Below are 19,140 nucleotides of genomic sequence, written 5' to 3'. Positions count from 1 at the left end.
GACTCCTCAGATCTGGTCGGGTGCCGGGGCGGAGACGCCCTCGGGGGAGCTCGTCGTGGTCGGACCGAAGAGATCGTGCAGCTCGAGGTCGCGGCTGACCACCTCGGACAGGCGGCGCACGCCCTCACGAATCTCAACGGGCTCGGGGTAGCAGAAGGACAGGCGCATGTGGTCCCGCCCGGCACGGCCTCCCGCGAAGAAGGCGGTACCCGAGACGTAGGCGACGAGGTTCGTGATGGCGCGCGGCAGCATGTCCTTGGCGTCCAGGCCCTCGGGAAGGCCCACCCACACGTAGAAGCCGCCGTCGGGGACGTTCCAGCCGCACATGGGCATGAACTCGTCCAGAGCGGCCACCATGGCGTCCCTGCGGCCCTTGTACATGCCTCGGAACTCCTCGATCTGACCCTTCCAGTCGAAGTTGTCCAGGTACATCGAGATCGAGAACTGGCCCACCGACGAGGGGCACAGTATCGCGGCCTCGGAGGCGAGCTTCATCTTCTCCCGGATGGGCGGTGGAGCGACCGCCCAGCCGACGCGGTACCCGGGGGCGAAGATCTTGGAGAAGGAGCCCAGGTAGACGACGTCGTTCGGTGCGAGGGTCTTGAGCGCCGTGTACGTCTGGCCCTCGAAGCCCAGGAGGCCGTAGGGGTTGTCCTCGATGATGAGGATGTGGTGCCGCCGGCAGATCTCGATGATCCGCGGTCGGCGCTCCTCGGAGAGCGTGACGCCGGCCGGGTTGTGGAAGTTCGGCAGGCAGTAGAACAGCTTGATGGTCCGGCCCTCGCGCTCGAGGCGCTGGATCATCGTCTCAAGGGCCTCGGGGACGACGCCGTCGGCGTCGATCTCCACCTGCTGAACGTCCGCCTGGTAGGTGGCGAAGATCGACAGGGACCCGACGTAGGTGGGGGCCTCGGCGAGGATGACGTCGCCCGGGTCGATGAAGAGCTCGGTGATGATGTCGACGGCCTGCTGGGAGCCCGTCGTCACGATGACGTCCTCCGGGTCCGCGGTGATGCCCTCGAGCGCCATGATCTCGGGGATCTGCTCCCGCAGCCGGGGCAGGCCCTGCCCGTTGCCGTACTGGAGGGCGGTCCCGCCGTCCTTGCGGATCATCTGGGCGGTGGCGTCGGCCAGCTGGTCCAGGGGAAGGTCCTTGAGGTTCGGCATGCCGCCAGCCAGGGACACGACCTCGGGGCGCGAGGCGACGGCGAACAGGGAACGGGTCTCCGAGGCCCGCAGGCCGTGAGCTCGTGCCGCGTAGGCGTCCAGCCACGGGTCGAGTCGGTTCCCCTTCACCTGTTGGTCGTCGCTCACTGCACGGTCCTTTCCGGGTGGTCCGTCCCACCGCGTGCCCACAGTGTGCCATGGACGACACCTCGCCCCGGCGGCCGCGCCCGCGGGGCGGGGCAGTCAGCGCCGCAACGCGTGCTCCTCGATGAGGGTGCGCAGCGCGTCGACGTCGTCATCCAGCTCCGCGACGTGCTGAGGCGCCTTGAGGAGCTCGCTCACGGCCTCGTCGACGGGCTGCTCGCCACCGATCGCCTCGGCGACCGTGGCACCGAACTTCGCGGCCTTGGCCGTCTCCAGGACGAGGGTGGGGAAGCCCGGCTCCATGCGGGCGAGGGCCACCGTGACGGCGTCGGCGGTGTGCGGGTCGATGAGGCGCCCGGACAGGGTGATGACGAGGCGGATGGCGGCGAGCCGGTCCTCGTGGGTTGAGGTGCCCGAGGTGAAGCCGAACTCGGACTCGAGCCGGGGCTGCTGGTCGGACAGGTCGAGGGATCCCGTCTCCTCCAGCTCGGGCCACCTGCGGGAGAACTCGTCAGCGCCCAGGAGCTCGAAGACGAAGCGCTCGAGGTTGGAGGCCCGAGAGATGTCCATGGACGGGCTGGACGTGGCCAGCGTGTCCTCGCGGGAGCGCGGGGTGTAGACACCGGTGCGGAAGAACTCGTCGAGGACGTTGTTCTCGTTCGTCGCCAGCATGAGCCTGCGGATCGGGACGCCCATCTCCCGCGCCAGGTGGCCGGCGTAGATGTTGCCGAAGTTGCCTGACGGCACGGCGACGTCGACCTGCCCGTGAGCCCGCTCGGTGGCGTCGAGCTCGTCCGTGGCCCGCAGCCACGCCCACACGTAGTAGACGCACTGCGCGGCGATGCGGCCGACGTTGATGGAGTTGACGGCGCCGATGGAGTTGCGGGCCTTGAACTCCGGGTTCGCGTTGACGGCCTTGACGAGGTTCTGGCAGTCGTCGAAGACGCCGTGGACCGCGACGTTGAGGATGTTGGGCTCGTCCAGGGAGTACATCTGCGCCCGCTGCACGTCGCTCATGCGCCCGTGCGGGGACAGCATGATGACGGAGACTCCCTCCTGCCCGCGGAAGGCGTGCTCCGCCGCGGAGCCGGTGTCACCACTGGTCGCGCCGAGGACGTTCAGGACGCGCCCGTCCCTGGCGAGGACGTAGGGGATCGCCTGGCCGAGGAACTGCATCGCGAGGTCCTTGAAGGCCATGGTGGGGCCCTCGGAGAGCCCGACGAGGTCGAGGCCCTCCGCCACCCGCGTCAAGGGCGTCAGGGGCACCACGGGGGACGGGAAGCGGTCGGGGGCGTAGGCGGCCGCGGTGAGGCGGGCCAGGTCCTCGCGAGGCACGTCCGTGGCGAAGAGCCCGATGACCTCGGTCGCGAGCTCCGCGTAGGGCAGACCGCGCCAGGACTCGAGGGTGGCGGCCGTGAGGGCGGGGAGGGAGTCCGGGACGGTGAGGCCGCCGTCGGGGGCCAGCCCGGACAGGAGGACCTCGGTGAAGCCCGCGGGGGCCATGCCGCCGCGGGTGGAGATGAACTGCATACGCTGCCTTCCCTCGTGGCCGGGGAGCACCCGGATCCGGTCGCGGCCATCCTATGCGGGGCCGCGGGAGCGTGGCCCGGTGGCCCGGAGGGCGGAAGGACCGGGAAGGCGTGCGACAAACGGTTGCTTCCGGGCACCCGGGTGGGCGACGATCGCTCCGGCACGAGCCCGGCACCGACGTCGACGAGGAGGACGCGTGAGCGACCAGGAGCGCACCGAGCTGGAGAAGCTGGAGGCCGGGGAGCCGTACATGTTCCTCGACGAGGAGGTCGCCGCGCGCAAGGAGAGCGCCGTCGTCCTCGCACGGGCCTTCAACGACGCCGACCCCACCGACCACGAGACGCAGGACCGGATCATCCGCCGGCTGCTCGGCTCGACCGGCGGCTTCATCTCGGTGCAGCAGCCCTTCCACTGCGACTACGGGCCCAACATCCACGTGGGGGACGGCTTCCTCGCCAACTACAACGTCACCATCCTCGACATCGCCCCGGTCCGGATCGGCGAGCACGTCATGATCGGCCCGAACACCCTCATCTCGACCGTGGGTCACCCGTTGTCGCGCCGCGGGCGACGTGAGTGGGGTGCCTTTGCACGGCCGGTCACCATCGGCGAGGACGTCTGGATCGGTGGCAACGTCACCATCCTCCCCGGGGTCACGATCGGGTCGAACGTCGTCGTCGCCGCGGGCGCCGTCGTGTCGAAGGACGTTCCTGACGGTGTCGTCGTCGGGGGCGTCCCGGCTCGGCTCCTACGCGAGCTGGACGACGAGGAGGAACCTGTCGGCTGACCCCGGAGCCGGGATCTTCCTCGAAAGACGCGGATCGCGCAGGATGTGACAGTGTGTCATGAAGTCGTGTCGGGTGTACCGGGAAAGCCTGCGCGCACGCAGAAGGGCGGCACCCACGTGGGTGCCGCCCTTCGACGTGAGTGCCCCGGCCCGGCCGGATCGACCGACCTCGAGATCAGGATGTCCCGATCTCAGCGTCAGGATGTGCCGATCTCGGCGGAGGGGCGGGACTGGGCCGGAAGCGGGGGCTCAGCGCGGTGTCAGCTGAGGACCTTCTCGACCTCGGACTTGAACGAGGCCTTCGGGCGGGAGCCGGCGAACTGGTGGAAGACCTCGCCGTCGCGGATGACGGCGAAGGTCGGGATGGAGCGGATGCCGTAGGAGCGGGCGGTGGCCGGGTTGGCGTCGACGTCGACCTTGACGAACTTGACGCGGTCGCCGAGCTCGGAGGCCACCTCGTCGACGACGGGAGCCATCTGGCGGCACGGGCCGCACCACTCGGCCCAGAAGTCGACGACGACGGGCGTGTCCGACTTGAGGACCTCGGACTCGAAGGTGGCGTCGGTGACGGCCTTGGCGTTGGACATGGGGTTCTCCTTCGTTGGGATGTTGCGGAGTGGGGCGCCGCTCAGGCGTCCAGGTTGGCGAGGTAGTGCTCGGCGTCGAGGGCCGCGCGGCAGCCGGAGCCTGCGGCGGTGATGGCCTGCTGGTACTCGGGGTCGGCGACGTCGCCGCAGGCGAAGACTCCGGGGATCCGCGTGCGCTGGCTGGGGGCCTCCACCTTGATGTAGCCCTTGGGGTCGAGCTCGAGGACGTCCTTGACGAGCTCGGAGCGCGGCACCTGGCCGATGGCGACGAAGAGGCCCGAGGCGGGCAGGTCGCGGCGCTCGCCCGTGACCGTGTCCTCGAGGGTCACGGACTCGACGGCGTCGGTCCCGTTGATGGCGACGACCTTCGAGTTCCACGCGAAGTTGATCTTCGGGTCGTCCTGGGCGCGCTTGGCCATGACGGCGCTGGCGCGCAGCTCGTCGCGGCGGTGCACGATCGTCACGGAGGAGCCGAAGCGGGACAGGAAGGTGGCCTCCTCCATGGCGGAGTCGCCGCCGCCGACGACGACGATCGGCTGGTCCTTGAAGAAGAAGCCGTCGCAGGTGGCGCAGTAGGAGACGCCGTGGCCGGAGAGGCGGTCCTCGCCGTCCAGGCCGAGATGGCGGTACTCGGAGCCCGTCGAGATGATGACGGTGCGGGCCTCGTAGACCTCGTCGTCGGTGGTGACGCGCTTGACGTCGCCCTCGAGCTCCAGGGAGGTGACGTCCTCGAAGCGGACGTCGGCGCCGAAGCGCTCGGCCTGCTCCTGCATCTGGGTCATGAGCTCGGGGCCCATGATGCCCTCGACGAAGCCGGGGTAGTTCTCGACCTCGGTGGTGTTCATGAGGGCGCCGCCGGCGGTGACGGAGCCGGCGAGCACGACGGGATTGAGCTGCGCGCGGGCGGCGTAGGTCGCGGCGGTATATCCGGCAGGGCCGGAGCCGACGATGACGACGTCGTGGATCATGACTCTCCTGGTTCATCGGGTCGCCGCGAGCGGAGCACGCGGGTCTGCTGGCAGCAGTATCGCCCCATGGAACCTCTGATGGGAGATCTTTAATCCCCCAGGAGAGTCCTATCGAAGAGTGATCTCCGAGATAGTCGCCTTGTTGAGGCCGTCGGACGAGGTCGGCAGGTCCGTGATCCAGACGACGACGCTCGTCGCGTTGGTCGCGGGGAAGGTGAAGGCCGTCGTGCCCTCGGTGAAGGCGCCCTCGGCGAGCAGCGTGCCGCCCTGGGGGTCGTCGGGGCTCGTGGCGCGGATCTGGACGTTGCCGCCGGTCCCGGTGCCCTGCATCTCGATCGAGGAGACGTCCGAGGCCTGCTGCAGTGTCACGGCCACGCCGATGCCCTGCTTGAAGGCCAGCGACGGCGAGGCGTAGTACCGCGAGTACCAGCCCTGGTCCGTGCTGTTGTCGATGAGGGTGCCGGCGAGCTCGGGGTGCTCGGAGTCGTCCCCGTAGGGGTCGAGGGCCTGAGCGGTCGTGAGGGCGATGGGTGCGGCCTGGGTGGGCTCGGCGCCGGCCTGCTCGGTGGGTGCCGCGGTCGCGGGCTCCGTCGCCTGGGCGGAGACGGTCGGGACGGTCTTGGCCGCGGGGACCTCGTCGTCGGTGACACGGACGCCGAAGAGCTGGAGCAGGTTCGTCACGGCGAAGAAGACGCCGATGAGGACAGCCAGGAGCATGACGATGAGGACGACGAAGGTCGTCCGGCTCACCGAGCGGGAGACCTCGTCCTCCTCCTCGTCGGGCTCGTCCTCGTCGTCCTCGATGAAGCCGTCGTCCTCGGCGCTGTCGGACGAGGGGACGGGCACGTCGCCGCGCGGCGCCGGCGCCGAGGCGGTCGACGCATCCTCGGTCGGGTCGACCTCAGGCTCCACCACGACGAAGGCCGGACGCTGCTCGGCGCCGTCGACTGATTCCGTGGCGGTGGGGGAGGCGCCCGTGGAGGCGACCTCCTCGGGGACCGAGGAGCGGGACCCGCGGGGTGCGGCGTGGGCTGAGGAGCGGCCACGCAGCCGTCCGAGGACGCCCAGCGCCCCTGCGGTGAGGCCGGCCGAGCGGGCCGCGGCGGCCTCACCCGACTCCTCGGTGGCGGGCAGGACGGCGGCGTCCCAGGGGGACAGGGCCCGGGCCACCTCGGCGGCGGAGATCGGTGGCCTACCGCCCCAGGTGCGCTCGACGAGGGTGTCGACGCGCTCGAGGTCCGGCATCTCGGAGCCCTCGGGCAGGAGGGTCGAGGGCGCGGCGGGGAGGTCGCCGTGGAACGGCGCCGAGGGGATGCCGGAGCGCTTGCCGGGCCAGCGGCGGGTGAGGCCGTAGTAGAGGAGCTCGACGAGCGAGCGGGCGTCCGTGCGGTCGAGAGCGAGAGGGTCGTCCTCGTCCTCGACGTCCAGACCGAGGACGGCGGCCTCGACGCCGATGCCGGTGACCTGGACGGAGCCGTCCGGGCGCAGGCGGACCGAGTCGGGGGACAGGTGGAGGTGGTTGAGACCGCGACGTGAGGCGATGTCGAGGGCCTGGGCGGTCTCGCCGACGACGGCGCGCACCTGCTCGGGGCTCAGCCCCTTCTCGGCGAGGGAGGTCAGGGTGCGGGACGCAGCGGGCTCCATGACGATGAAGGAGCCGTCTCCCTGCTCGACGTCGTAGACGCGCTGCACGCGGGGGTCCTCGATGAGGACGGCTCGGGAGGCTGCTCGCAGGACGTCCTCGCGGTGCTCGGTGGTGTCGCCGAGGGTGAGGACGGTGACCTCGCGGTCCAGGATCGTGTCGCGGCCCAGGTGCCGCACGACCCGGGGGAGGGTCGTCGGGAGGGTGGAGACCAGCTCGTAGCGGCCGGTGCCGATGGGCGTGCTCTCGCTCATCGCGCTCACTCCTCCTCGGGGCGTCTGGGGCTTCGGGTGCGTGCTGAGTGTACGGTTCGCGGCGCCCTCGCGCCGATCCAGCGCGCCGCCCGAGCGCGGTCCGGCCCAGTGGTGAGGGGCGTCTGGGGCGGGTGCGTCTGCTGCGTCGGATGGGGACGAGGGCCGGGACGGGCCTCGGGAGGGACCCGCGGGCCCGCCCGACCACCCGTCATCCGGGTCGGCGTCGTCCGGGTCGTCGTCGGACCGCTCCTGGTCGGAACCGGTGGTCTGCTCGGCGAGCGCGGCCACCGCCTCCGCGGTCGACGCCGTGGCGCCGTCGACGGCGGGGGTCTCCTGCGCGTCACCGGCCCGTGCGACGACGACCGACGGCTCAGGGGCCAGTCGCTCGGCGAGGCGGCCCGTCGCGCGCCCGGCGCCTCCGGGCAGGATCCGCCCGATCCTCGCGACGATCCGCGACAGGCGGGAGAAGAGGATGGAGAGCTCGGAGATCCGCAGCAGGCGGGCCACGACGAGGTACACGAGCGTCATGACGAGAGCGCCGAGGACGACGATCACAACGGCGTCCGTGGCCCGCGTGCCCGTCATCGAGCCGTCCGCGGGGCCGAGGACGCGACGCAGCCCGTAACCGGCGGCGGCAGCCGGCAGGACCGCGAGGACCAGTCGGGCGTAGGTCGTCGTGATGCGGCGCCCGTCCAGGTGCGGCACGTGGCGGCGAAGGAGCGGGACGGTGATCGCCGTGCCGATCGTGTGGCCCGCGACGATGCCCGCGCAGGCCCAGGCCATCCACTGCGTCGCCGGGGCCAGCAGGTAGGCGCCCAGGCAGAAGACGACCATCGTGAGGCCGACCGCGGCGTCGGCTCGCAGGAGGCGCTTCGTGTCCGCGTAGGCGAGCATGACGCGCTGGACCGTGAACCACAGGCCCTGCGTGATGACGCCGATGCCGAGGATCGTCATCATCGGGCCGGCGGCGCGGGCGGCCTCGAGGGACAGCGACGGCACGAAGGCCTGGAGGGCGGGCTCACCCAGGACCGAGATGCCGAAGCCGCACAGGACCGTGAAGACACCGACGCTGCGCAGCCCGAGCGAGAAGTCGTCCCGCACCCCGTCGGAGTCGCCCGCCGCCGCCTTCTCGCTCATGCGGGTGAACAGCGCCGTGATGATCGAGGTCGTGATGAGGGACTGCGGCAGCATGAAGATGAGCTGCGTGTTCGCGTAGAGGGTCGTCGACGGGACCACGACGTTCGCGTAGGCCGCCGACTCTCCGGCCGTGAGGGCCCGGGAGGACAGGTTCGTCGTCGCCCAGTCGCCGATGCTCGCCAGGAGCACGCCGAGCAGGGCCCACAGGGCGACCTTGGAGGTCTCTCCCAGGCCCGTGCCCCGGACGCCGAAGATGAGTCGCGGTCTGAAGCCGATCCTGACGAGGGGGATGTAGAGGACGACCGCCTGCACGACGATGCCGAGCGTCGTCGTCGCCCCGATGAGGGCGATGCGGTTGAAGGTCCAGACGGAGGGGTCCTGGCCGCCCGCGTAGGCGCCGTAGATCTTGAGGTAGGCGATGAGGGAGGCGATCGAGATGAGGTTGTTGAGGACCGGCGACCACATGTACGGACCGAAGCTGGACCGGGCGTTGAGCACCTGTCCCCACAGCGCGTACAGGCCGTAGAAGAACACCTGCGGCATGCACCAGAAGGCGAAGGCGAAGGCCAGCGGCTGCCAGCGCCCCAGGCCGGAGGCGTAGATCATGATGACGAGCGGCGAGGCGGCCGTGAGGAGCCCGGCCACGACGAGCAGCAGCATGGAGGCTGCCGTGAGGAGCCGGTTGACGAGCTCGTCGCCGTTGGGCCTGCGCAGCGCCCGGACGATCTGAGGGACCAGGATCGCGTTGAGGATGCCGCCGATGAGCAGGTTGTAGAGCTGCGTCGACAGGGAGTTGGAGATGTTGAAGGCGTCGGCGGCGCCCGAGCCCGTGGCGCCGAGCGCCGCGACGAGGAGGGCGTTGCGGACGAAGCCGAGCAGGCGCGAGGCGAGCGTGCCCGCCGCCATGATGGCGCTCGAGCGCGCGACGGAGGCGCCACCCTCGGCGGACGTGCTCGCGCTGGATCCCTTGAGGGACGTGCTCATGCGTTCTCCTGGGGTGTGACGGTGCGCCGGCCTCGGCGCACCGTACGCGTGATGCCGACCGCGAGCATGATGACGAGGCCGAGACCGATGACGCGTGTGCCGAGGTTCTCCCAGTCGGCGCGCACGCGCATGTGGACGGTGGTGGGTGTGCCGACGGGCGTGCCGTCGGCGGCGAGCACCTCGATCGTGAGGTCGACGTCGCCCGAGCCGACGGCGGTCACGGGAACCTTGGAGGTGACCTCGCCACTGGCCGGGACGGTCACGGTGGTGTCGGCGTCGGCCTGGAGGCGCTGGGCGCTCGGGACGAGGTGGATCCGCACGGTGACGTCCTGGTCGAGGGAGGACGTGATCCGCACCGGCAGGTCGGCCTTGGAGCTGATGAGGTTGATGGTCGAGGAGGGCACGGCCGTGAGGCCGGCGGCGACGGCGTCCCCGGCCTCACGCGCGGACGAGATGTTGGAGACCCGGCCGGCGGTGTCCGTGCGCCACGAGGCCGAGGCGGTCGTCGCGACGACGTCGCCCTCGCGGCCGAGGACGGCCGAGGGGTCCTCGAGGACGCTCGCGACCGAGCTGAGGTACGACGCCGCCCGCGTGGCACGGGTGAGGTCCGCCGCGGACACCTCGCTCGCGGCCCTCTGCTCCGCGGGGAGCGCCTGGCGGGTGACGTCGCCGCCCTCGCGCGAGGACTCGTCGGCGCCGGCGAGGAGGGCGTCGAGGTCCTGCGCGGTCGTCCACCCGGAGCCGGTGAGCGCGGCGATCCTCTGGCGCAGGACCTCGGGGTCCGTGCGGGCCGCCTGCGCGCGGGAGAGGGTGACGACGACGTCGCGGGAGAGCGAGGGCGCCTGGCGGGTGAGGATCGCGGTGTCGCCCCGCAGGACCTGGCGGGCGTCGAGGTCCGACAGGTTGGTCTCGCCCGCGTCCTTGGTGAGGCGTCCGCCGAGCGCCGAGGACAGGTCGGTGTCGGGCACGAGCACGGTGCGTCCGTTGACGACGGTCGTGCCCGAGGGCGTGTAGGTGAGGCTCTCGGCCACAGGGAGGTCGCCGGGGGAGGCGATGACGGTGGTCGTCGTGTCGCTCAGCGCTCTCAGCGTGCTCGTGTCGAGGGCGCCCGCGACCCAGGCGAGGCCCGTGGACGCTCCCTCCTCGACGGTGCCGGAGCCGCCGGAGCGCGAGGTCGCGGAGCTGATGAGGTCGCTCCGGCCCAGGTGGGCGAGGGCGGAGACGTCGGCGTCCGACCAGGGCAGCGCGACGACGTCGCCTTTCGCTGCGGCGACCTTGAGGGCCTCGACGAGCTCGGTGTCGGTCGGGGCCGCGGAGCCGGCGGTGGCGCCGGCGCTGCCGGTGCCCGTCGCAGGTGCGGTGGTGGCCCCCGTGGTCGGTGTGCTCGCGGTGGTGCTCGGTCTGGCGCTCAGGGAGCCCGTCGGCGTCGCGGCGGTCGTGGCGCCGTCGGTCGCCTGCGCTGTGTCGGTCGGGGAGGCGGTCGGGGTAGCGGTCGCACTCTGCGACGGCGTGGTGCCGGAGGGGAGGCCCAGGGCCTCCATGAGGGCAGGGTCGACCGCGAGGACGACGCCGTCGCCGGCGAGGGAGAGCAGCCCGAGGACGCGCTCGCGGACCGCCGCGACCTGCTCGGTGGTCGAGCTGGTCGTCGAGTCCGCCGTCGAGTCCGCCGTCGAGTCCTTCGGCGTCTGCGCGGAGGCGGTCGCCTGGTCGGTGGGGTCGGCGCTCGCGCTCACGGCGTCGGACACGGCCTCCTCCCGCTCGGGGGAGGTGAGCAGCGCGAGCTCCGCGGGGGAGGCCGTCACGGGGACGACCGCGGTGACCCGGGTCGGTGAGACCGGGACGCCGTCGTCCCAGACGACGACCGTGCGGTCGCTCGCGAGCTCGCTGCCCGAGGAGAGGACCGTGACCTGGACGCCGCGCGGACCCCACTGGTCGGAGGAGGACAGCGGCAGGCTGTCGTGCGGGACGGTGACCGAGAAGGACCGCGTCGTCCCCGGCTGGACGTCGTTGTCGAGGTCCTGGGTGAGGACGGTGGCGAGGCTCCCTGTGCGCTCCTCGTCGAGCCACGACGCGAGCTCGGCGCTGCTGAGCGCCGTCCGGGACTGGACGTCCACCCGGAGCGAGATGGAGGAGACGGCGTCGTCGGTGCCGTTCGCGATGGTCCCGGTGACGGTGAGGTCGTGGTCGCTGGTGAGGACCTCGGGGTCAAGCGCGTCGACGGTGACGGTGACCTTGCCGTCGACGACCTGGTCGCCCGTCCGGGCGGTCCCGGGACGGACGGTGCCGAGGGCGGCAGTGCTCGCCGTCGTCACGTCCGAGGAGGCGGGCAGCGACGCGGCAGCGCTCGCCGGTGCAGCGAGGGAGCCGCCGAGGAGGAGGAGCAGGGTGGACAGCGCCGTGCCCATGACGGTCAGGACCGTCGCGAGGCGGTCCCGAAGCGGGCGCACGGCGCCGCTGTCCGAGCCGGGCCGGGTGACCGAGGGGGTGGTGCGGCGGCCGAGGGGGCGCTGACCGGTCGACCTCACCCATCCCCCACGAGGATCTCGCGGGCGGCGGCGACGATGCGCCGCTCGTTGGGGTAGGCGAGGCGGCGGGCGACGTCGTCGAGGGCGACCCACTCGACGTCCTCGGCCTCGTGGTCCGGGTCGTTCTCCGTGGTGAGGTCCCCGCCGAGGGCCTCGAGGAGGAAGTGGTGAACGACCTTGTGGACGCGGTGGTCGTCACCGGCGAACCAGTAGTCGATGGAGGCGAGATGGCGCAGGACGCGGCCGTTGATGCCGGTCTCCTCCGCGATCTCGCGGACGGCGGCCTCCTCGGCCGTCTCCTCGCCCTCGAGGTGGCCCTTCGGCAGGCACCACTCGAGGCGCCCGCCCCGGTTCCGCCGCGCGATGACGGCCGTGTACGCCTGGCCGTGCTGGACGTCGACGACGAGGCCGCCGGCGCTCGTCTCGTCCACGACGGGCAGAGAGCGCGCACTCGCCCGAAGCGGCTGCGAGCCGGCGCGGGGTCGTCGAGTGCGGTGGGTGGGCATGGGGACACTCTAGGCGGTTCCACGGGGAGCCCGTGCCCACCGGACGGTGGCGCGTACCCCATGAGCGACGGGGCGGTGCGCCGCCCGGGCGGGGCACCACTCCGCTTCGTGGCAGGCTTGGCCGCGATGACGAACGCCCCCACGACCACCGAGAACACCGCCGACGCGGTCGGATCCGAGCGCACCGCGAGCCCCACGGGCGCCGTGCCCGCCCCGGACCCCGCCGCGCTCGCGGACGAGCCCGTCGACGACGCCGGTCTCACCCCCACGGCGCGGCGCGCCCTCGAGGTGCTGCCGCCGTCGCTGGCGGCGCTCGGCCACCTCTTCGCGCGGGCCGGCCACGAGCTCGCCCTCGTCGGCGGGCCGGTGCGCGACGCCTTCCTGGGCGTCACCCCCCACGACCTGGACTGCACCACGTCGGCACGGCCGGAGGAGACCGAGCGGATCCTCAGGGCCTGGGGCGACGCCTGCTGGGACGTCGGCAAGGACTTCGGCACCATCGGGGCGCGCAAGGGCGACGCCGTCGTCGAGGTGACGACCTACCGCACCGAGGAGTACGAGGTCGGCTCCCGCAAGCCTCACGTCGCCTACGGGGACAGCCTCGAGGGGGACCTCACGCGCCGCGACTTCACCGTCAACGCGATGGCGCTGCGCCTTCCGGACCTCGAGCTCGTCGACCCCCACCACGGCCTCGACGACCTGCGCGCCGGAGTGCTGCGCACGCCTGTGAGCGCGGTCCAGTCCTTCGACGACGACCCGCTGCGCATCATGCGGGCCGCCCGCTTCGCCGCCCAGCTCGGCTTCGACGTCGAGCCCGACGTCATGGCCGCCATGGAGGAGATGGCGGGCAGGCTCGAGATCGTCTCCGCGGAGCGCGTGCGCGCCGAGCTCGAGCGGCTGCTCGTCAGCAGGTGGCCGCGCCGCGGACTCGAGCTCATGGTGCACACGGGGGTCGCCGACGTCGTCCTGCCCGAGCTGAGCGCGCTCGTCGAGACCGTCGACGAGCACAAGCGCCACAAGGACGTCTACCAGCACACGCTCACCGTGCTCGACCAGGCGATGGCGCTCGAGACCGGGCCCGACGGGCCGGTGCCCGCCCCCGACCTGGAGCTCCGGCTCGCAGCGATCATGCACGACGTCGGAAAGCCGGCCACGCGCCGCTTCCTGCCCGACGGCACCGTCACCTTCCACGGTCACGACCACGTCGGCGCCCGGATGACCAAGAAGCGCCTCACGGCCCTGAAGTTCGACAAGCAGACCACCAAGGACGTCTCGCGCCTCGTGGAGCTGCACCTGCGCTTCCACGGCTACGCCGACGCCGGCTGGTCCGACTCCGCGGTCCGCCGCTACGTCACCGATGCCGGGCCGCTGCTCGAGCGGCTCCACCGGCTGACGCGCGCGGACGTGACCACGCGGAACAAGCGCAAGGCGCGGATGCTCGACGCCGCCTACGACGACCTCGAGAAGAGGATCGCCGAGCTCGCCGAGCAGGAGGAGCTCGCCGCGATCCGCCCGGACCTGGACGGTCAGCAGATCATGACCGAGCTCGGGATCGAGCCCGGGCCCGTGGTGGGGGAGGCCTACCGCTTCCTCATGGACCTGCGCATGGAGAAGGGGCCGGTCGGCGAGGAGATGGCGCGCGAGGCGCTGCACGCCTGGTGGGCCGCACGCGGGCAGAAGTAGCGGGCGCTCGAGCGGCGGAAGGTGCCCGGACCACCCCGAGGAGCGCGGCGGCAAGCTGTGGGCTCCGCGGCAGACTGAGGGGCCAAGGGCCCCGCGTTCTGCCACGGAGCCCACGGTCTGCGTGAGTGGGCTGAGTCCCGCGTACTCACCCGGGAGACGGCCCCGACGTCGTCCTGAATCCCCTGTGAGGTGCCGATCACCTCAATAGGCAAGACGCCATTGCCTGGCACACGAGATCCACGGGACGATGAGGCATGCGCGTGCATAACTTCTCCGCCGGTCCTGCCCAGCTTCCCCTGCCCGTTCTCGAGCAGGCCGCGTCCGAGCTCACTGACTGGCGATCTTCCGGCATGAGCGTCCTCGAGGTCTCCCACCGAGGGAAGGACTTCGTCGAGTGTGCCGCGGACGCCGAGGCCACTCTCCGTCGCCTCGCCGGCGTCCCGGACTCCTACAAGGTCCTGTTCCTCCAGGGCGGTGCCACGGGCCAGTTCGCCGCCATCCCCCAGAACCTCACGCAGCGCGGCGACTCCTTCGCCGCCATCCTCACCGGCCAGTGGTCCAAGAAGGCCGTCAAGGAGTCCGAGCGCCAGGGCGTCACCGGCACGATCGTGTCGGACCAGGCCGAGTCGGGCTACACCACCACCCCCGCCGAGGGCTCCTTCGAGGTCCCCGCGGACGCCAAGTACCTCTACTACTGTGCCAACGAGACCATCGGCGGCGTCACGATGCCCTTCGTGCCCACGGCTGAGGCCGGCGACGTCCCGATCGTCGCGGACGTGTCCTCCATGTACCTCTCCCGCCCGATCGACGTCGAGAAGTTCGGCGTCGTGTACGGCGGCGCCCAGAAGAACCTTGGCCCCGCCGGCCTCGACATCACCATCGTGCGCGAGGACCTCATCGGCTCCGCCCGCCCCGACACCCCGTCCATCTGGGACTGGAAGGTCATGGCGGACAAGGACTCGATGCTCAACACCCCGCCGACCTTCTCCATCTACCTCTTCGGCCTGATCCTCCACTGGATCGAGGACCAGGGCGGTCTCGAGGCCATGGCGAAGCGCAACGACGTCAAGGCTGCGCGCCTCTACGACGCGATCGACGCCTCCAGCCTCTACACGAACCCCGTCGAGAAGCGCTCGCGCTCCGCGATGAACGTCCCCTTCACCCTCGCGAACCCCGAGCTGGACAAGGACTTCCTTGCCGGCGCCGAGGCCGTGGGCCTCAAGAACCTCAAGGGCCACCGCTCCGTGGGCGGCATGCGCGCCTCGATCTACAACGCCATGACCGACGAGGGCGTCACCGCCCTCATCGACTACATGGCCGAGTTCGAGCGCACGCGCGCCTGACCCCACCGAGCCACGCTCAGCCCTCAGCACCAGGAGACTTCCATGACTGACAAGACCTTCCACGTCCAGACGCTCAACGCCATCGACGGTGCGGGCCTGTCCCGCTTCCCCGACGACCTCTACGAGGTCGGCTCCAGCGTCGAGAACCCCTCCGCGCTCCTCGTCCGCTCCGCCAAGCTCCACGACATGGAGGTCCCGGACAGCCTCCTCGCCATCGGTCGCGCCGGCGCCGGCACCAACAACATCCCGGTCGCGAAGATGACTGAGCTCGGCATCCCGGTGTTCAACACCCCGGGCGCCAACGCGAACGCCGTCAAGGAGCTCGTCCTCGCCGGCGTCTTCATCGCCTCGCGCAACCTCATCCCGGCGGCCCGCTACGCCCACGAGCTCGACGACTCCGACGCCGACGCCATGGCCAAGGCCGTCGAGGCCGGCAAGAAGCAGTTCAAGGGCTTCGAGCTCCCCGGTCGCACGCTCGGCGTCATCGGCCTGGGGGCCATCGGCGTCAAGGTCGCCAACGCCGCCCTCGGGCTCGGCCTCGACGTCATCGGCTTCGACCCGGCGATGACGGTCGAGAACGCCTGGCAGCTCTCCGCCGACGTCGAGCGGGCGGCCAACATGGACGAGGTCTTCAAGAAGGCCGACATCCTCACCGTCCACGTGCCGCTCATCGACCCGACGCGCGGCATGGTCTCGACGCAGAAGCTCGCCCTCATGAAGCCGAGCGCCGTCCTGCTCAACTTCGCCCGCGCCGAGATCGTCGACGAGGCCGCCGTCATCCAGGCCCTCGACGAGGACCGCCTGCGCGGCTACGTCTGCGACTTCCCGAGCGCCGCTGTGCACAAGCACTCCAAGTGCATCTCGCTGCCGCACCTCGGTGCCTCGACCACCGAGGCCGAGCGCAACTGCGCCATCATGGCGGTCGATGAGCTGCGCGCCTTCCTCGAGGAGGGGCAGGTCCACAACTCGGTCAACTTCCCCGAGGCCGTCATGCCTCGCGAGGAGGGCACGCACCGCCTCGTCATCGTCAACCGCAACGTCCCGAACATGGTCGGTCAGGTCTCGACCATCGTGGCGGAGACCGGCCGGAACATCGCCAACCTGCTCAACCGCTCCCGCGGCGAGCTCGCGGTGACGCTGGTGGACGTGGAGGGCGACGTCAACGAGGAGGGGCTGGCCCAGCTCCGCGCCATCGACGGCGTCCTGTCCGCCCGCGTCATCCTCTGACGCATCTTCTGACTCCAGACGCACGACGTCGTCGGCCGGGCCCCGTACGTCTGGCCAAGCCTCGTGCCCACCTCCGTGGGGGACACCTCGCCCGGCGCGGCGCGGCCCTCAGCCCCTGTGGTGCCCGGGCGGGCACGATGAGCGCATGCGCCTGACCGACGACCTCCGAGACCTCGCGACCGTGCGGGCCTTCCGCACCCTCCTCGGGGTCCGCCTCGTCTCGCAGACGGGGGACGGCATGGTCCAGGCCGGGCTCGCCACCCTCTTCTTCTTCCAGCCTCAGAACATGACCACGGCCGCCGGCGTCGCCACCGCGCTCGTCGTCATGCTCCTGCCCTTCAGCGTCGTCGGCCCCTTCTGCGGTCCCTTCATCGACCGCTGGCGGCGACGTCAGACCCTGTGGTGGGGCAACCTCGTGCGCGCCGCTCTCATCGCGCTGACGGCCGTCGTCCTCAGCGCCGCCGGAATCGGGCTTCCCGTCTACGTGCTCGTGCTCGTCGCCCTCGGGATCAACCGGTTCCTCCTGTCGGTCCTCTCCGCCGGACTGCCGCAGATCATCGACCACGAGCGCCTGCTGGTCGCCAACTCCATCGTCCCGACCCTGGGCGGGGCGGCGACGGCGTGCGGAGCCGTCATCGGATTCGTCCTCAGGCTCGCTCTGCCGACCGGGCACGCGCAGGACGTCGCCAGCCTCCTGTGCGCCGCGATCCTCTACGTCCTCGCCGCGCTCGTGGTGACGTGCCTGCGCCCGGACGAGCTCGGCCCTGAGCACCCGGACCTGACGACGGGACTCGGCTCCGCCCTCGCGCGCACGGCGGGCGACCTCGTGGACGCGGTGCGCTACCTGAGGCGCCGTGGCACCCCGGGCCTCGCCCTGTCCACGATGGCGCTGCACCGCTTCGTGTACGGCATGGAGCTCATCACCATGATCCTCACGGCTCGGAACCTCCTCACCGAGCCGGCGGACGCGACGAGGGGCCTGGCGATCTTCGGCAGCCTCATGGGGGCGATGGTCGCGGGCCACGGGATCGCCGTCGTCCTCACGCCGCTCGCGCATGAGCGGGTCGCGCCGTCCACGTGGGTCGTCACCTGCCTCGTCGGTGGAACGCTCGGGCAGCTCGTCGTCGTCGCCACGCACGACCAGGCGGCCCTGACGGTCGGGTTCCTCATCTTCGGCATCGGTGTCCAGGGGGCGAAGATCGCCGTCGACACGATCGTCCAGGCGGACACGGCGGACGCCTACCGGGGGCGCGCCTTCTCCGTCTACGACGTCCTGTTCAACACCGCCGAGTGCGTCGCCGCCGGCGTCGCCGTCCTGGTCCTGCCCGACGTCGGGTGGTCCCGGGCCGTCCAGGCAGCGCTCGTCCTCTTCGTGTGGGTCGTGGCCGGGTGGTACGCGGTCGGGGTCCGTCGGCTCGGGGACAGTCCTCGCGACGTGGCGCTCGACGTCGGTCGTGTCGCCGGCTGACCACGCCGGCCCTCATGGTGACAGCATGTCCGAACCATGTCGGACGTGACTCCCACGCCACGGTCGCATCCGCTGGCGACCTCGCCCCTGTGCTCGGGTTCGCACCCTCAGCACGCGTCTGCACCCTCTGCTCGCCCTCGGGCCGGAGACAAGGCGGGCAGAGGGTGCAAGGAGGCGCGAATGGTGCGAACCGGCGCGCCCGTGCGCCAGGCTCACGCCGCGCAGCACTCACTCGTCCCGAGCACTCACTCCCACGTGGCAGCCTCCGGGTCAACGCCCTGGGACGCGGCGTTGGCGTCGATCACCGCCTTGAGCCAGACGGTCAGGCCCGGCTCGAGCGCGTCGTAGTGGGCGGTCCACCGCTGGTCGGCGACGTAGCCGCGGGCGATGAGCACCTGCTTGGGCACCGTCACCTCGAACCAGCGCGACAGGTCCGCTCGGTGGGCCTCGGCCAGGGCGTTCGCGCGCTCCGAGCCCGGTTCCACCCCCTCACGCAGTGCTGCGGCGAGGGACTCTTCAAGGCTGCGTGAGTCCTCCTTCGCGCGGACGATGTCCTCGCGCGTCATAGCGGCCTTACGGCGTTCGGACTCGGCCCAGTCGTCAGTGCCTCCCCAGCGCTGCTCGGCCTCGTCCTGGTACTCCGCGTTCCAACCGGTTCCCCAGACCTCGGCCTGCTCGGCGGGGGTGAGCTGCTTCCTGCTCATGGTGCTCTCCATCATCGTGTCGACTGCGCGGACCATCCGCTGCAGGTGAGCGATGCGTTCCTCGAGGCGCTCGCGCTGGCGGGCGAGGTGCGAGGCGGCACCCGTCCCTGGCTCGTCGATGACGCGGGCCACCTCGGCCAGCGGCATCCCGGTCTCCCGGTAGACGAGCACTCGGTGGATGCGTTCGACGTCGTCGGCGTCGTAGAGGCGGTAGCCGGCCCGGGACCGCGCCGAGGGCGTCACGAGCCCGATCTCGTCCCAGTGGTGCAGCGTGCGCACGGAGACCCCCACGAGCTCGGCGGTCGCTCCGACGGTGAGCTCGTCGTCCTCCGGTCCAGTACTCCCCACGGGGTCAGCATCTCTCACGTGACCAGGCTGAGCCCTCACGCTGCGTCAGGGTCAAGGAGACGACGGCGCCCGTCGCCTCCGCAGGGGAGTTGACGGGCGCCGTCGTCGTGCCGGGGCCCGGCGGGGCCGGGCGTCA

The 19,140-nt window shown here is 71.4% G+C and carries 13 protein-coding genes; 5 read left to right on the top strand and 8 right to left on the bottom strand.

Annotation, left to right across the window (positions count from 1 at the left end):
- Positions 1-6: 6 nt before the first annotated feature.
- Together IXW69_RS03405 and thrC are read right to left on the bottom strand one after the other, a co-directional pair.
- On the bottom strand, positions 7-1,314 hold the full coding sequence (locus IXW69_RS03405) for an aminotransferase-like domain-containing protein (protein ID WP_194784981.1): 1,308 nt from the start codon (positions 1,312-1,314) through the stop codon (positions 7-9).
- Positions 1,315-1,410: 96 nt separating this feature from the next.
- A complete protein-coding gene (thrC, locus tag IXW69_RS03400) occupies positions 1,411-2,841 on the bottom strand; it encodes a threonine synthase (protein ID WP_194784980.1) in 1,431 nt (476 codons plus the stop codon).
- A 196-nt stretch (positions 2,842-3,037) separates the two neighbouring features.
- On the opposite strand from thrC, the gene IXW69_RS03395 reads away from it, so the two are divergent.
- Positions 3,038-3,628 carry a sugar O-acetyltransferase gene (locus IXW69_RS03395; protein WP_323745148.1) on the top strand — a complete coding sequence of 197 codons (591 nt, stop codon included), beginning with the start codon at positions 3,038-3,040 and terminating at the stop codon, positions 3,626-3,628.
- 260 nt (positions 3,629-3,888) lie between these two features.
- Here IXW69_RS03395 and trxA read toward each other — a convergent pair whose 3' ends face one another.
- From trxA to IXW69_RS03370, 5 genes are all read right to left on the bottom strand, one after another.
- Positions 3,889-4,215: a thioredoxin gene (gene trxA / locus IXW69_RS03390; protein ID WP_067941275.1), complete on the bottom strand. Its 327-nt coding sequence runs from the start codon at positions 4,213-4,215 to the stop codon at positions 3,889-3,891.
- Positions 4,216-4,256: 41 nt separating this feature from the next.
- A complete protein-coding gene (gene trxB / locus IXW69_RS03385) occupies positions 4,257-5,183 on the bottom strand; it encodes a thioredoxin-disulfide reductase (protein WP_194784978.1) in 927 nt (308 codons plus the stop codon).
- 108 nt (positions 5,184-5,291) lie between these two features.
- Positions 5,292-9,200 (bottom strand): lipid II flippase MurJ, encoded by a 3,909-nt coding sequence (locus IXW69_RS03380; RefSeq protein WP_194784977.1) that lies wholly within the window; start codon positions 9,198-9,200, stop codon positions 5,292-5,294.
- Positions 9,197-11,725 (bottom strand): DUF6049 family protein, encoded by a 2,529-nt coding sequence (locus tag IXW69_RS03375; RefSeq protein WP_194784976.1) that lies wholly within the window; start codon positions 11,723-11,725, stop codon positions 9,197-9,199. Before IXW69_RS03375 ends, IXW69_RS03380 begins: the two co-directional genes overlap by 4 nt.
- Positions 11,722-12,231: an NUDIX hydrolase gene (locus IXW69_RS03370; RefSeq protein ID WP_194784975.1), complete on the bottom strand. Its 510-nt coding sequence runs from the start codon at positions 12,229-12,231 to the stop codon at positions 11,722-11,724. Before IXW69_RS03370 ends, IXW69_RS03375 begins: the two co-directional genes overlap by 4 nt.
- A 126-nt stretch (positions 12,232-12,357) precedes the next feature.
- On the opposite strand from IXW69_RS03370, the gene IXW69_RS03365 reads away from it, so the two are divergent.
- From IXW69_RS03365 to IXW69_RS03350, 4 genes are all read left to right on the top strand, one after another.
- Complete coding sequence (locus tag IXW69_RS03365) at positions 12,358-13,914, top strand: CCA tRNA nucleotidyltransferase (RefSeq protein WP_194784974.1); 1,557 nt, start codon at positions 12,358-12,360, stop codon at positions 13,912-13,914.
- Between the two features lie 254 nt (positions 13,915-14,168).
- The gene (gene serC / locus IXW69_RS03360) at positions 14,169-15,257 is read left to right on the top strand and encodes a 3-phosphoserine/phosphohydroxythreonine transaminase (protein WP_194784973.1); all 1,089 of its coding nucleotides are present in this window, start codon (positions 14,169-14,171) and stop codon (positions 15,255-15,257) included.
- Between the two features lie 42 nt (positions 15,258-15,299).
- Positions 15,300-16,484 (top strand): phosphoglycerate dehydrogenase, encoded by a 1,185-nt coding sequence (locus IXW69_RS03355; protein WP_194784972.1) that lies wholly within the window; start codon positions 15,300-15,302, stop codon positions 16,482-16,484.
- 145 nt (positions 16,485-16,629) lie between these two features.
- Positions 16,630-17,952 (top strand): MFS transporter, encoded by a 1,323-nt coding sequence (locus IXW69_RS03350; protein ID WP_194784971.1) that lies wholly within the window; start codon positions 16,630-16,632, stop codon positions 17,950-17,952.
- Positions 17,953-18,197: 245 nt separating this feature from the next.
- Here the strand turns inward: IXW69_RS03350 and IXW69_RS03345 are convergent, their stop codons facing one another.
- Positions 18,198-19,004, bottom strand: coding sequence for a MerR family transcriptional regulator (locus tag IXW69_RS03345; RefSeq protein WP_323745147.1), 807 nt, complete (start codon positions 19,002-19,004; stop codon positions 18,198-18,200).
- Positions 19,005-19,140 lie beyond the last annotated feature (136 nt).

The organism is Actinomyces haliotis (assembly GCF_015355765.1).
GTDB lineage: Bacteria > Actinomycetota > Actinomycetes > Actinomycetales > Actinomycetaceae > Actinomyces > Actinomyces haliotis.
This window is presented reverse-complemented; position numbering and strand designations above follow the sequence as displayed.

What these genes read in the sequence shown, in the direction of transcription:
- thrC (WP_194784980.1), bottom strand. Translation starts at nt 2,841, where the DNA reads ATGCAGTTCATCTCCACCCGCGGCGGCATGGCCCCCGCGGGCTTCACC.
- trxA (WP_067941275.1), bottom strand. Translation starts at nt 4,215, where the DNA reads ATGTCCAACGCCAAGGCCGTCACCGACGCCACCTTCGAGTCCGAGGTC.
- trxB (WP_194784978.1), bottom strand. Translation starts at nt 5,183, where the DNA reads ATGATCCACGACGTCGTCATCGTCGGCTCCGGCCCTGCCGGATATACC.
- IXW69_RS03380 (WP_194784977.1), bottom strand. Translation starts at nt 9,200, where the DNA reads ATGAGCACGTCCCTCAAGGGATCCAGCGCGAGCACGTCCGCCGAGGGT.
- IXW69_RS03370 (WP_194784975.1), bottom strand. Translation starts at nt 12,231, where the DNA reads ATGCCCACCCACCGCACTCGACGACCCCGCGCCGGCTCGCAGCCGCTT.
- IXW69_RS03365 (WP_194784974.1), top strand. Translation starts at nt 12,358, where the DNA reads ATGACGAACGCCCCCACGACCACCGAGAACACCGCCGACGCGGTCGGA.
- serC (WP_194784973.1), top strand. Translation starts at nt 14,169, where the DNA reads ATGCGCGTGCATAACTTCTCCGCCGGTCCTGCCCAGCTTCCCCTGCCC.
- IXW69_RS03355 (WP_194784972.1), top strand. Translation starts at nt 15,300, where the DNA reads ATGACTGACAAGACCTTCCACGTCCAGACGCTCAACGCCATCGACGGT.
- IXW69_RS03350 (WP_194784971.1), top strand. Translation starts at nt 16,630, where the DNA reads ATGCGCCTGACCGACGACCTCCGAGACCTCGCGACCGTGCGGGCCTTC.